General features: G+C 32.8%; 13 protein-coding genes. 12 read left to right on the forward strand and 1 reads right to left on the reverse strand.

What is annotated here, in order from left to right:
- Position 1 precedes the first annotated feature (1 nt).
- The 12 genes from OQV00_RS08320 to wcaJ all read left to right on the forward strand — a co-directional run bounded on the left by OQV00_RS08320 (position 2) and on the right by wcaJ (position 12,648).
- Positions 2-1,309, forward strand: a complete 1,308-nt coding sequence (locus OQV00_RS08320) for a lipopolysaccharide biosynthesis protein (protein WP_080724309.1) — start codon at positions 2-4, stop codon at positions 1,307-1,309.
- Positions 1,299-2,393: a glycosyltransferase family 4 protein gene (locus OQV00_RS08325; RefSeq protein ID WP_266280154.1), complete on the forward strand. Its 1,095-nt coding sequence runs from the start codon at positions 1,299-1,301 to the stop codon at positions 2,391-2,393. The genes OQV00_RS08320 and OQV00_RS08325 overlap by 11 nt, the downstream gene beginning before the upstream one ends.
- A complete protein-coding gene (locus OQV00_RS08330; RefSeq protein WP_032695392.1) occupies positions 2,390-3,367 on the forward strand; it encodes a polysaccharide pyruvyl transferase family protein in 978 nt (325 codons plus the stop codon). Before OQV00_RS08325 ends, OQV00_RS08330 begins: the two co-directional genes overlap by 4 nt.
- Before the next feature lie 18 nt (positions 3,368-3,385).
- Complete coding sequence (locus OQV00_RS08335) at positions 3,386-4,636, forward strand: glycosyltransferase family protein (protein WP_266280156.1); 1,251 nt, start codon at positions 3,386-3,388, stop codon at positions 4,634-4,636.
- Positions 4,623-5,837, forward strand: a complete 1,215-nt coding sequence (wcaD, locus tag OQV00_RS08340) for a putative colanic acid polymerase WcaD (RefSeq protein ID WP_266280158.1) — start codon at positions 4,623-4,625, stop codon at positions 5,835-5,837. The genes OQV00_RS08335 and wcaD overlap by 14 nt, the downstream gene beginning before the upstream one ends.
- 4 nt (positions 5,838-5,841) lie before the next feature.
- Positions 5,842-6,609 (forward strand): glycosyltransferase, encoded by a 768-nt coding sequence (locus OQV00_RS08345; RefSeq protein ID WP_032695606.1) that lies wholly within the window; start codon positions 5,842-5,844, stop codon positions 6,607-6,609.
- Complete coding sequence (locus tag OQV00_RS08350) at positions 6,590-7,132, forward strand: putative colanic acid biosynthesis acetyltransferase (protein WP_266280160.1); 543 nt, start codon at positions 6,590-6,592, stop codon at positions 7,130-7,132. The genes OQV00_RS08345 and OQV00_RS08350 overlap by 20 nt, the downstream gene beginning before the upstream one ends.
- 93 nt (positions 7,133-7,225) lie before the next feature.
- Entirely contained in the window at positions 7,226-8,344 is a 1,119-nt protein-coding gene (gene gmd, locus OQV00_RS08355) for a GDP-mannose 4,6-dehydratase (RefSeq protein WP_032695389.1), read from the forward strand.
- A 6-nt stretch (positions 8,345-8,350) separates the two neighbouring features.
- Positions 8,351-9,316 (forward strand): GDP-L-fucose synthase, encoded by a 966-nt coding sequence (fcl, locus tag OQV00_RS08360; protein ID WP_032695388.1) that lies wholly within the window; start codon positions 8,351-8,353, stop codon positions 9,314-9,316.
- A 2-nt stretch (positions 9,317-9,318) separates the two neighbouring features.
- Positions 9,319-9,765 (forward strand): GDP-mannose mannosyl hydrolase, encoded by a 447-nt coding sequence (locus tag OQV00_RS08365; RefSeq protein WP_032695387.1) that lies wholly within the window; start codon positions 9,319-9,321, stop codon positions 9,763-9,765.
- Between the two features lie 20 nt (positions 9,766-9,785).
- Positions 9,786-11,009 (forward strand): glycosyltransferase WbuB, encoded by a 1,224-nt coding sequence (locus tag OQV00_RS08370; protein ID WP_266280164.1) that lies wholly within the window; start codon positions 9,786-9,788, stop codon positions 11,007-11,009.
- Positions 11,010-11,250: 241 nt separating this feature from the next.
- Positions 11,251-12,648: an undecaprenyl-phosphate glucose phosphotransferase gene (gene wcaJ, locus OQV00_RS08375; protein ID WP_266280166.1), complete on the forward strand. Its 1,398-nt coding sequence runs from the start codon at positions 11,251-11,253 to the stop codon at positions 12,646-12,648.
- A gap of 254 nt (positions 12,649-12,902) precedes the next feature.
- Here the strand turns inward: wcaJ and wcaM are convergent, their stop codons facing one another.
- Positions 12,903-14,246 (reverse strand): colanic acid biosynthesis protein WcaM, encoded by a 1,344-nt coding sequence (gene wcaM, locus OQV00_RS08380; protein ID WP_266280168.1) that lies wholly within the window; start codon positions 14,244-14,246, stop codon positions 12,903-12,905.
- Between the last annotated feature and the right edge of the window lie 130 nt (positions 14,247-14,376).

Genomic DNA, 14,376 nt, shown 5'->3' on the forward strand with positions numbered 1-14,376 from the left:
TATGATTGGGTCATTAAAAAAAAGTGAATTTGTAAGAAATGTTACAATCGTAATGTCGGGCACAGCAATAGCTCAATTAATATCAGTATTAATCAGCCCACTTTTAACGAGGATCTATGGCGCTGAATCTTTTGGTGTAATGGGGATATTTGTTGCAACAGTAACTGTAATTAGTACAGTAGCTGCATTACGATACGATTTAGCGATAGTATTACCAAAGGAAATTAAAGATTCACGTGCAATATTTGTTCTTGGACTATTAATTTGTACCTTTATTTGTATCTTACTTCTCTTATTTCAGTTCATTAATAAACCATTAATGTCAATGATCGGATTAGGAGATATCGCCCATTTATATTTTTTAATCCCGATCGGCGTACTTTTTTTTACTATTTCATCGCTCTATGATTCATGGTTAAGTAGAAATAAAAATTTTCGGTTACTATCAATTTCCACTATAATTGGCACTTTGGCATCATCCATTGTAATGTTATTAGGATGGGGGATTGGTGCAAGTATCGTTACTTTATTATTAGGTAGTATATTTAATAACGTGGCGAAAATAATTTTTATTTTAATGAAAACTATTAAAGAGTCACCGTTCGATTATAAGAGGAATGGGCTTTCGCTAAGTGATATAAAATCTAATGCTATTAAATATAAAGACTTTGTCATATATAGAGCACCACAGGATTTGATAAACTCGTTATCACAAAATATGCCTAGTTTGATATTAGGCTATATATTTGAGCCCAGAATTGTTGGTTTTTTTTGGTTAGCTAATAGAGTATTAAGACTCCCAAGCTCGTTAATTTCAGAGGCTGTTCGTAAGGTCCTATATCAGAAGTTAAGTGAACTACATAATCATAATAAAAAATTACTAACTCCAGCTTTAAAAGCTACCTTAGCATTATCATTGATAGGAATAATTCCCATTCTTTTTGTTGTTATATGGGGTGGGGATGCCTTTGCATTAATCTTTGGCGCTGGATGGGAGGTCGCTGGTGAATATTCTAAGTGGATATCTATTTGGGTTTTTTCTCTATTCATAAATGTGCCGGCTATAGTGTTAGTACCTATTATAGGTAAACAAAAATTTTTATTATATTATATGTTGCTTATGCTCCCAGTAAGATTAATACCTATATGGTGGGTAGGCTATGTAACACATAATGCAGCCTTATCAGTTGCAGTCTTTTGTGGGGTAAATGCAATAAGTAATTTTATATTAATAGCCTATGTTTTTGTAATGACCAAAAAATGGGAGTCGGAACAACTGTTTTATTCAAGGGGAAATAATGATATATAGAATTGTCGGAATGAACCTTAGTGGGGGAGCTAGGCGTTATTGCTATATTTTAAATGATGAGCTTAAAAAAAGAAAATTAGTTACAAAAACATTTATTCCTAAATCTCCGATCTCAGATAAATATTCTGATGCTGATAAGGTTCCGTTTGATTATGTAAATACAAATGAATGGGGAAGGGTTGCGAAAGAAATCATTAAACAAAGGAAAAATATTCGCTATGTCCATCTACATTTACCAAATGTGTGTATCCGATTTTACTTGTTACTTAAGTTACTAAATATTCCATATATAATTACTGTACATTCTCCGCTGTATAATGAAATTGGCTTGAAAAGCAAAATACATCGCAAGATATATAAGAATGCATTGAGTAATGCCAATCTATGTATATTTATCTCCGAGTTTGTAAAGGAAAACATACGCAATAATTTAAAACTTAAAAAAATATCTGGAAAAGTAATATATAATGGATCTGAAGATCCATTTTTTGGGGAAACCATTCTTGATAATTATTTAGACGGGAAGGAGTCAGGAACAGAGTTTAGGATTTGTATTGTAGGTGAATTAACTGAAAGAAAAGGCCTTCTTGATCTTGAGCATATAATAAAAGTACTAAAAAATAAAATAGCAAATACATCAAGAAAAATAGTGTTTAATATATATGGAGAAGGACCATTACTTTATTTTGTAGAAAAACTTCAATATGATTTTGGTGAGATCATTGAGATCAATATCCGAGGTTATGTTCGTGATTTGTCGGAGATATATACAAACAATGACTTGCATATTATGCTATCAAAAGATGAAGCTTTTGGAAGAGTCATCACCGAAGCAATGGCATATTTAGTACCTACACTTTGCTATAATAAAGGGGCCTTTCCTGAATTAATTGAAAATGAAGTAGATGGCTTACTAGCAGATGACCCAATTATGTTAGCTGAAAAAATAATGTGGTTAAGTTCTAATTCAGCAGTACATAAGAATATGTGTTATGGTGCTAGGGAAAAATTTTTAAAGAGATTTGAATCGAATATTTTTGTAAATAATACTTTAAATGCAATTGATGAGGTTGTTAAGGCATGAAATATAAAAATCTTTTTACTTTGTTTGATGTATCTTCGTGCAGTACTAATTTAGGGGATCAAATAATAACCAGGGCTGTAATGCGTGAGCTGAATAATATAGTTTCGAATAATCAAATTGTTAATATACCATCACATGATTATTTAAGTATTCCTGCTTATAAAAAAGTACTCAAAAGTAAATATTCATTTGTTGGTGGTTCAAATTTACTTTCATCTAATATGCCATTTTATCGGCAATGGAAGATAAGATTAACCGATCCATTCATTCTCAAGAACTGTATTTTATTTGGAACAGGCTGGTGGCAGTATCAAAGCAAACCTAACTTATATACATCATTTTTATATAAAAAAGTACTTTCGAAAGAGTATTATCATAGTGTGCGAGATCAATATACAGCAAATATGCTAGAGTCTATTGGTATTAAGAATGTAATCAACACAGGTTGCCCAACTATGTGGGATTTAAACCAAAGCCATTGTGATAAAATCCCTGGAGAGAAAGCTAACGATGTAATTACAACTATCACAGATTATAATACAGATATTAAAAATGATAAACAAATGCTTGATCTTCTAATTGATAATTACGATTCGGTATATTTATGGTTGCAGGGAGATGGAGATTTAAAATTCTTGAAAAAAATAGGTTATGAAAATAAAGTGAAGATAGTACCACCTAATTTATATTCTTATGAAAAGATCTTGAAAAGAGATGAAGGTATTGATTACATTGGTACAAGATTACATGCTGGTGTTTTTGCGCTTCAACACTTACGAAGAACACTTGTTGTTGCTATAGATAATAGAGCCAAAGAAATATCGTCAGATACAAATCTACCAATCTGCGAACGTGGTGATACTGATGCAATGCGAGCTTGGATTTCATCTGGCGAAAAAACAAGCATAAACTTGAAAGATAATGAAATTAGAATTTTTAGAGAACAATTATCTAAATTAGATTCTGTATTTTGATATTGAATGGTAACAATAATGAAAATATTCCAATTAAATGTTCGTCTGGCTGAAGGGGGGGCAGCTGGCGTTGCTCTTGACTTACATCGACGAGCACTTAAACATGGTGTCCCATCTTTTTTTGTATATGGCTATGGGAAAAGTGGACTCAAAAGCAAAAGTCATGAATCAGTTCCTAACGTAATTAAAAATACTAGTATATTTAAGTCATATTTGAATTTACTATGTTTCCCTTTTATCAATTATGATCTTTTTGGGAATATTAATAAACTACGAAAAGAAATAGAGCAGTCTGACCCTAAAGAAAAGATTATTGTACATCTCCATGTGTTACATAGCTATTGGCTTAATTATCATATTCTGACAGATATATTTTCACAGATTAGCTCTAGATATAATATATCCTATGTATGGACATTGCACGATCACTGGGCAATTACTGGCCGCTGTGCCTTTCTGAATAATTGCCAAAATTGGAAAAATAATTGTTATGAATGTCCTCAAAAAAATAATTATCCGCCAGTCCGAATTGATAATGCACGTAATGAACTTAGTAATAAGATTGATTTTGTAAAGAAAATGAGTTTGTTAGGGTGCAAATTTATTTCTCCAAGCTTACATGTCGCAAAATCGTTTAATATGCAATACAGTCATATTGGAATATCAGAATGTCGCGTGATTAACAATGGATTCGATATTGACAGTGAGAATTTTATTTCAACACTATCTTTGGAAAAAAGCGATAATTACAAAAGGAAAGAAATTAACGATGATAAGAAGCGAAAATTTGCAGTAGTTGCGCATGATCTTGCATATGATGGTAAAACTGATGCTAATTTAATAAACTCAGTACCAATGCACGATATAGAAATTCATACATTTGGTAAGAACTCTCCATTTAACAATGATGTGTTTGTCAATCACGGATATATAAGTAATAAAGATGATTTACTTGTGCATTTAAGACATATGGATGCTTTGATTTTTACATCAAAAGTGGATAATTATCCATTGATTCTTTGTGAATGTCTATCTTTGGGAATTCCTGTGGTGGCTACAAGAAGTGAAGCCTCTATTGAAGTATTATCTAAGGTAAATGGAAGAGTAATTTCAGAGGATGAGCTTAGTAAGTGTCTATCTATGGACAAGATACAGTTATGTCAGTATCTATATAACCAAACATTAAGTGAACTGAAAGCCCGAGCCTCGGATGTATTTAGTGGAAATATGATGCTGAAAGAGTATATGAAAATATATGAAACTATCTAAATACTCATACATACCCTTAACATATTTACTTCTGAATGTTAAGATTGGATCGCTGGGAGAAACATTTCCTATTACTCTTGCTACTTTTACCATTTTGTTTATTGCATTTTGTGTTAGAGGAATTAGTAAAAATAAAATATTGCTTTCATTTGGGTTACTAATATGTCTTGTGCTATTTAATAAAATATTTGGGCGCCCATTAGATCCAAGTAAATATTTTACTTCTTTAATGCTATTTATATATGTTGGGACAGTTTCTTCCTTAATTTATAGCTCTACTTTTATAAAATTAAAAAATAATAATACACTGATTTACGCAGTAAAACGCGTTATACTCATAGTTGTAGCTATATCGGTGCTAGAGGTGCTAGAATTATTAATATTGGGTAGTAGTCAGTTAATCAGCTTTTTTTCTAAAGTATTAATTTATTCTAATGAATACCTCATAAATTTTTTACAGTATGGAGCACTACGTTCTAATTCACTATACTTTGAACCGGCATTTTATTCTTTAGTTTTAATTTCTATGTGGTTGTGTTTGAGACAATTAGAATATAGGAATAAGTTATTTGATATTATTGTTTTTGTCGGGGTGTTATCATCAGGATCTTTTTCCGGACTTATGACTTTCATTATTCTTTTTGGAATTGAAATGATTCTAGTTTATTCTGAAAGGAAAAGTTTGAAGAAAAAGATACCATATATAATACTATCATTATTGGTTTTAATTATAGTTATATACTTTTTATTACCATATATATTGATTAGACTCGGTGAATTAGGTAGCGCTGGTACATCTTCATATTATCGCATTATCGGTCCCCTGAAAATCGTTTCTAGTGCACTCACTAACATTGATGGAATCATTCAGTTTGGTTCATTGTATGAATTGGTTAGCTCATTTGGTATTCTGAATGGTTCACAAGTTGGCAAAACACTTGATAATGGTATTTATGTACTTATTGTGCATTTTTCATGGTTAGCGATTTTAGCAATAGCGGTATATTTGTTTTGTTTTATGAAAATATTTTGTTCTGAAGTTAAAATTAATAGAAACGGAAAAGATAAAGGGATAGTCATTCTTTTACTTTTCGTTCCGCTCTCGTTAATGTTTACTGGTGCAATTTTTAGTCCTGAATATATATTTACTATTATTGCACCAGTTATTGCCCGAAAAATAAATAAAGATTACGGAAATTAACATGATAAAGCTCTCAATTATTACCGTCGCTTACAATAATTTAGAAGGCATTAAAGAAACATATGAATCGCTGTCCCATATTAATGGAAGGGATTACGACTATATTGAGTGGGTTGTAATTGATGGTGGTTCTTCGGATGGAACTTCTGAATATCTTTCGAAATTAGGGAGTGTATATAACTTAAAATATATATCTGAAAGTGATAAAGGGATATATGATGCAATGAATAAGGGGATTGCAATTAGTACTGGTAAGTATGCCTTGTTTCTAAATTCGGGAGATTCGATAGTTGCAGGTGCAGCAGATTTAATACATGAAATTTGTATATCAAAAATAGATAATACGGTTTTTCTTTGTGATGCCATTCTTAATTTTGGGAATAGCTTTACTAAAATAAGAAAGGCTAAAAAAATTATATATATATATCATAGTTTACCTGCTAGCCATCAGGCAATTATTTATCCATTGTCAGTTTTAAAGGAAGTAAGGTATGATTTGTCATATAAAGTATCATCTGATTATGCACTGACAGCAAAACTATATAAAAAAGGATTTAAGTTTATTAGATTTTCTGAGATACTTTCCTCTTTCTCCATAGGCGGCGTATCCACAGTAAATAGTGAACAATTATGTCTAGATGCAATGAAAGTTCAAAAAGAAATACTGAAAATGCCCAAGCCGTTTATATGTCTATCTTATTTTTTTAGAAGGTTAATGACAAATAGAGTTAAAAAAAATTGGGAAAAAGTAGATGGGACAGCAATTAAATAAGTTTTCAATGCCTAACGGTTTTCGTGGGAAAAGTGCATTATATGTCCAGTTATGGTGGCTGGTACAAGCAACGCTATTTGCTTGGTCACCACAGTTTTGTTATAAGTGGCGGAGATTAATATTGAGGGCTTTTGGAGCCCAAATTGGAAAGGGAGTATTAATTCGTCCTTCTGTCAAGATCACTTATCCATGGAAGGTTTCAATTGGAGATTATTCTTGGATAGGTGATGATGTTGTTATCTATTCTTTAGGACATATCAAAATTGGAAAAAATACAGTTGTTTCCCAAAAAAGTTATTTATGCGCTGGAAGTCATGATTATTTAAGTAATCGTTTCGATATTTTCTCTAAAGATATAATTATCGGAAATGGGTGTTGGCTAGCAACCGACGTCTTTGTATCTCCAGGTGTTTCTATCGAAGATGACTGCCTGGTCGGTGCTCGCAGTTCTGTATTTAACGATTTAGATAAAAATTATGTTTACGTCGGGAATCCTGCCAAGAAAATAAAAGCAAGATTTTAATAATTTTAAATCATAATAGTATGTTATTTAAAATCATCATTTTTATTGATGATGCTTGTATGCACGCCTCAACTAATATATTAAGGAGTTATGATGACTAAGGTAGCTTTAATTACTGGTGTTACTGGGCAGGATGGTTCTTATCTTGCTGAACTTTTACTTGAGAAAGGATACGAGGTTCATGGTATCAAAAGACGCTCATCATCTTTTAATACTGAAAGGGTTGATCATATTTATCAAGATCCTCATGAAAAAAATCCTAAATTTCACTTACATTATGGTGATCTAACTGATACTTCAAATCTGACGCGTCTTCTATCCGAAATTTCACCAGATGAAGTGTATAATTTGGGTGCTATGAGTCATGTTGCTGTCTCGTTTGAATCACCAGAATACACGGCTGATGTTGACGCAATTGGTACACTACGTTTATTAGAAGCTATACGTTTTCTTGGTTTAGAGAAAAAAACTAAATTTTATCAAGCATCGACTTCTGAATTATATGGATTAGTGCAGGAAATACCTCAAAAAGAGTCTACACCATTTTATCCACGCTCTCCGTACGCCGTAGCTAAACTTTATGCATATTGGATTACTGTTAATTATCGTGAGTCGTATGGAATGTACGCATGCAATGGTATTCTCTTTAATCATGAGTCACCTCGTCGTGGAGAAACGTTTGTTACAAGAAAAATTACGCGTGGACTAGCAAACATTGCACAAGGGCTAGAGAAATGCTTATATCTTGGCAATATGGATTCATTGCGAGACTGGGGGCATGCACGCGATTATGTAAAAATGCAATGGCTTATGTTACAACAAGATAAACCTGAAGATTTTGTTATAGCTACTGGTGTTCAGTATTCTGTACGCCAATTTGTTGAGTTTTCTGCATCTGAATTGGGTATTACTCTTCGGTTTGAGGGGGAAGGCATTCATGAAAAAGCAGTAGTTGTAGCTGTTGAAGGGGAAAATGCTCCTGGTGTTAATGTCGGTGATGTAATTGTTGCTGTAGATCCTCGTTATTTCCGTCCAGCAGAGGTTGAAACATTGTTAGGTGATCCTACGAAGGCTCATGAAGTTCTGGGGTGGAAGCCAGAAACTACCCTTCAAGAGATGGTTACCGAAATGGTACAGAAAGATCTCGAAGCAGCGAAGAAGTTTTCCTTACTTAAATCTCATGGTTACGATGTTTCCATCGCGTTGGAGTAATTTTCAATGAGCAAAAAGAATATTTTTATTGCGGGCCATAATGGTATGGTAGGTTCTGCAATTTTGCGGAAATTACAATATCGAGATGATGTCGAAGTAGTTTTTAAAAATAGAAATGAATTAGATCTTTTAAATTTAACGGCTGTTCAGCATTTTTTTGAATCAGAGCACATTGATGAAGTTTATTTAGCTGCAGCTAAAGTAGGTGGAATTATTGCGAATAATACATATCCTGCTGATTTCATTTATCAAAATATCGTTATACAAAATAATGTAATTCATTCTGCGCATCTGAATAATGTTAACAAATTGATGTTCCTCGGGTCCTCATGTATTTATCCAAAATATGCTAATCAACCCATTGCAGAGTCTGAGTTATTGCAGGGGACATTAGAACCAACAAATGAGCCTTATGCAATAGCGAAAATTGCCGGGATAAAATTATGTGAGTCATATAATCGACAATTTGGACGTGATTATAGATCTGTAATGCCAACTAATTTATATGGAGAAAACGATAATTTCCATCCTCAGAATTCACATGTTATTCCTGCATTGATTCGACGCTTTCATGAAGCTACTGCCGCTTCGTTACCTGAAGTGGTTGTCTGGGGAAGTGGTAATCCCATGAGAGAGTTTTTACATGTTGATGACATGGCGAGTGCCAGTATTTATGTTATGGAATTAGAAAAAGAAATTTGGAAATCTAAAACAAGTCCCATGCTGTCACATATAAATGTGGGTACTGGTGTTGATTGTACTATTAAAGAATTAGCAGAAACAATTGCGAAGGTTGTTGGATATCAGGGGATTATATCTTTTGATGCCACCAAACCTGATGGTACACCAAGAAAACTACTCGACGTGTCTAGATTGTCCAGTTTGGGTTGGGAGTATAAAATAACTTTAGAAGATGGTTTGAAAAGTACATATAAATGGTTTTTGGAGAACCAAAATATATTTAGAGGCTAGAAATGTATTTAGACACTGCATTATTTAAATGTATTGTAAGAAATGCTCCTCTTATTTCAATTGATTTAATTATTGAAGATGATAATAATTCCTTTTTGTTAGGAAGAAGGAACAATCGCCCCGCAAGGGGCTTTTGGTTCGTACCGGGGGGGCGTATACTAAAAAACGAATCGTTAGATGACGCGTTTCTAAGAATTACTTCATCTGAATTAGGAATATCTTTTGATAGGAATTCCGCCCATTTTATGGGGGTTTACGAGCATTTTTATGACGATAACTTTTCGGAAGAGATGTTTTCAACTCATTACGTTGTGTTAGCTTTTAAATTAATAACATTAAAGCAATTCATTCCATCTAATCACGAGCAACATAATGAATATTTATGGATTAAAAAGGATGATATATTAACAAGTGAGTTTGTTCATCATAATACTAAAGCCTATTTTTAGCAAAGGAAGGACACTATAATATGAAAGTGCTTGTCTATGGGATAAATTTCTCTCCTGAGCTAACAGGTATTGGAAAATATACTGGCGAAATGGTCGAGTGGATGACTGATCATGGCGTTGATGTCCACGTAATTACGGCACCCCCATATTATCCAGAGTGGAAAATTTCTAAGGGGTATTCGAGCATTCGTTACAAACTTGAGAATACAAGGTACCCCATATATAGATGTCCACTCTATGTTCCACGCGAAAAATCTACAGTTAAGCGAATTCTGCATTTGCTGAGTTTCTCATTTACGTCATTCTTTTCATTGTTAAAGCAAACCTCTTGGAAACCTGATTACATTATATGTATTGCTCCTACCATGTTTTGTTTCCCAGGCTCTTATTTTTTAAAAAAAATAACTTCATCAAAGCTTATGTTGCATATACAAGATTATGAAGTGGATGCAATGCTAGGGTTAGGAATGACTAAGCATAAACAATTAGGTTTGATGGCAAGTGCTTTTGAACGCTGGTGTTTGAGGAAAGCTGACATTGTATCAACTATATCAAACTCAATGGTCGATAAGGCTGTGTCTAAGGGCGTTTCAAAGGATAGAATTCTGTATTTTCCGAATTGGTCTGAAGTAGAAAGATTTAGAAATGTTACAGAAGGTGCTATTGATAAAATTGCATCAATATTGGGTGTTTCAAGGACTAAAAAGATAGTTTTATACTCAGGTAATATTGGAGAGAAACAAGGCTTAGAAATTATCCTTGAAGTCGCGAAAATGATGCAATCAAATGTAAATATTATATTTCTGATTGTAGGCGATGGTCTTGGTAAACATGAGTTGGAAAAACGATGCTATAGTTTGGGGATTACTAATATATTATTTAGACCATTGCAGCCTTATGAATATTTGCCAGCTTTATTAAAGTTAGCTGATTGTCATTTGGTTATTCAACGAAGAGGTGCTGCTGATTCTGTGCTTCCATCTAAGCTAACCAATATTTTAGCAGTAGGCGGAAATTCTGTGATAACGGCTGATCCAGATACTGAGCTTGGAAAGCTTTGCTCATTATATCCAGGAATTGCGATAAATGTTGAGCCTGAATCTGCCAGTGCCTTAGCTTCTGGGATTACAGAGAGCTTGACCCTTAATAGAGAGAATGAAGTAGCTTCGCGATATGCTGAGACAAACTTAAATAAAAACTCAATATTGGGTAAGCTAATCGACAGTCTCAATTCTAATATCTGATAGCATAAGCTGGACAGGATTAATTTATAGTCTTATAATTTTTATTTATTCTTATTCGACAAGATATTATCGTTGAGCATATTGTTATATACCAATCATTTTATTAGTAATGACTCACTACTATAGTATTTGTAAAATATTAAGGATTATTATGTGTTAGGCCTGTTCCTTACTTTGATGTGCTAAAATATTCTCTAGAGTATGCGAGATCTAACAAGATTAATAAGTACATGAGGTTGTCATGCCAATTTTACAACATAGAGCACGCTCAAAAACTAACGCCTCGATAATATCTATAATGCAACGCTTTTCAGATATATCAGTTATTTTTCTTGGTGTTGGTGCAGTTTGTTTTTATTATGGGTTAGTTTTTTCACTACAGTATCTCATGATGTCTTTTTTGGTTTTAGTAATATTTCAAATGATAGGAGGGATAACTGACTTTTATCGTTCATGGCGTGGAGTTAAAATTTCTGTTGAACTTAATCTTATTTTGCAGAATTGGACTTTGAGCCTAGTTTTCGCAGTTGGGTTAATGTCTTTCTTCTCTTTTTTTGATGCCGATTTTAAATTCTATATTACCTGGTATATCATAGTATGTTTGGGTTTTATTATTTCTCGGATGGCGATACGTTATTGTGCACGAATAATTAGAAACTTGGGCTATAATACTAGGCGTGTTGCTGTTGCGGGAACATTACCAGCAGGTATCAATTTATTAAAGAGTTTCGCAAATGAACCTTGGTTAGGTTTTATTATTGTTGGGGTTTATGATAATAATCCATTAGAATCATCTACTGAAGTTCCATATGTTGGCAATTTGGATAAGCTTGTAAAAGATGCTAAGGCTGGAATGATTGATAAAATTTATATAGCTATGAGCATGCGTGATGAATTACTTATGAAAAATCTAGTTCAGCAATTAACTGATTCGACGTGCTCAGTAATGCTCATACCCGATATATTTACCTTTAATATACTACAGTCAAGAACCGAAGAGGTTAATGGAGTTCCTGTTGTGCCATTGTTTGATACACCTCTTAATGGCATAAATATGGTTTTTAAGAGGCTGGAAGATATCATATTGTCTGTTGTTATTATATTGTTAATATCTCCCGTTTTACTGCTTATTTCTATTTTGATCAAAGCCACTAGTTCCGGACCTGTAATTTTTAGGCAAAAAAGATACGGAATGGATGGTAAACCAATTCAAGTTTGGAAATTTAGAACAATGCACGTCATGGAAAATGAAAGTATTGTTGTTCAAGCGACAAAGAATGATCCTCGGGTTACGAAAATTGGTCGTTTTTTAAGGCGGACTTCATTAGATGAACTTCCTCAGTTTTTTAATGTCTTTTGCGGTCAAATGTCTATTGTTGGGCCTAGACCTCATGCAATAATTCATAACGAGCAATATCGTAATTTAATACAGGGCTATATGCTACGGCATAAAGTCAAACCAGGAATCACTGGATGGGCACAAGTGAATGGCTGGCGTGGTGAAACAGATACCCTAGATAAAATGGAGAAAAGAGTTGAATATGATTTGGAGTATATTAGGGAATGGAGTATCTGGTTTGATTTAAAAATTGTATTCTTAACTATATTTAAAGGGTTTGTAGGGAAAACAGTTTACTAAATAATTTTTATTGCCATTTTTTATAAATTTTTCTTTTGATGGAATTTATATATTCTGCTAGAAATTTTCTAATTACTGATTAAATAATGTTTAGATTGATATTGGCAATTTTTAAATTGAGATAGAATAAACTTATTTTAATTGCAAGGGGTTGACTTTGGATAACCTCATTTTATTAGATGGTTATCCGTAGTCATTATATTATTTGATGTTCGATGTTTATGCAGGTGCAATAATTAATTAGATTGAAAGATTCATTTTAGATCTTTTTGGGTATAAACTCTTTTTTCTCCACTTGCACTGATCCCTTGCACATTTGTAATTGCTATTAAATTATTATCGATGACGTTGAATTTATATCTTGAATCTTGTCTTTTATCTAGGTTTAGTGTTATAGCTGATTCTTTAAGATCCATTGACTTGATTGATATGTTTTTTAAAGTCAAGTTTTCTGGTTTATTTAAGATATTCATACTAGCACCAATGATATTTATGTTCTCAATTGATACACTGCTTTTTTTATTTCCTAGTGCAAGCTTTATTCCAACGTTGAGTTGAGTTGTATTGTTAATTTTGACATCTTTTATTGTGAAATTTTGAGGGGCTGATATATATTTTCCGTAATTGACGCCAAATCCGATAATAATCCCGTTACTGTTTTTCATTGTAATGTTTTGTATGTTGAATTTTTCAGAGCCATAAATTGCAATTGTTGATGGTTCTAATCCGGAATTATCGCTATACTCACTGAGAATATTTTCTGCTGTAATATTTCGGATTGTAAAGTTGCTTCCATTTTCTACATGTATTAGTTGTCTTAAATTTGTTCCCTTTATATTTTCAATGATAAAGTTCTTCACTGTTTTATTTTTTGGATATAAATTATCATAATGTGCCCCTGAAAGTCCTATTCCTATTCCCCAATAGGGTTTTTTATTTGTATTATTAATATTTTCAATAATGTGATTCGCTATTAATAATTGTTCGTCATTTATAGCAACATTCCACTCTATGGCATCGCCTTGTAGGTTATAAAATCTACAGTTAGTAATTGTTCCTTTTGTTAAGGTGGATGAATGTCCTTGCCTGAGAATTCCATAGTTTGCATCACGGAACACGACGTTGTGTATCAATAAATTTTCAATGTTTCCATCCGCTCCATCGATAAAAACTCTGGCCGTTCGGGTAAATCCTGATAATTCTAGTCCTGTCAGTGATGGAGTTCCTCCGGAAATTATAATCATAACATCTATTATTTTCCCATTGATACCTTCAATTTGGTTATTACCACTAATTTGTATTGTGCCTTTGCCATTACCACTAATGGTTCCCTTGATTATTATTTTTTTATCTGAGGGGATTTTTAGATTAAAATTAAAATTCTTGCATTCAACATTTTCGGGTATTATAACTACAGTTGAATTCTGAAATGCTCTATGGAATGCATCCTCCCAATCACCCCTATAGTAATCTGTGATTAAGGCTTGCTTTGTACTCTCAATTGATCTAGCTATTGATGGTATGCTGTAGACATATACAAAAAAAGATATCTTAAACTTAAAGAAATTACGACGCGACAATGATATGTTACTAATCATTTCTAATATCTCCTATATACTTTTACAGTTCTGATTCTAAATCGATATCCGTGATAATCAAGGTGCATTGATTTTTTATTTCATTTCCTTACATGTTTTCGATATTGACTTTGTTCAATAATTTACCTTA

It is taken from the genome of Klebsiella sp. DY2415, from assembly GCF_026314315.1.
Lineage (GTDB): Bacteria > Pseudomonadota > Gammaproteobacteria > Enterobacterales > Enterobacteriaceae > Klebsiella > Klebsiella ornithinolytica.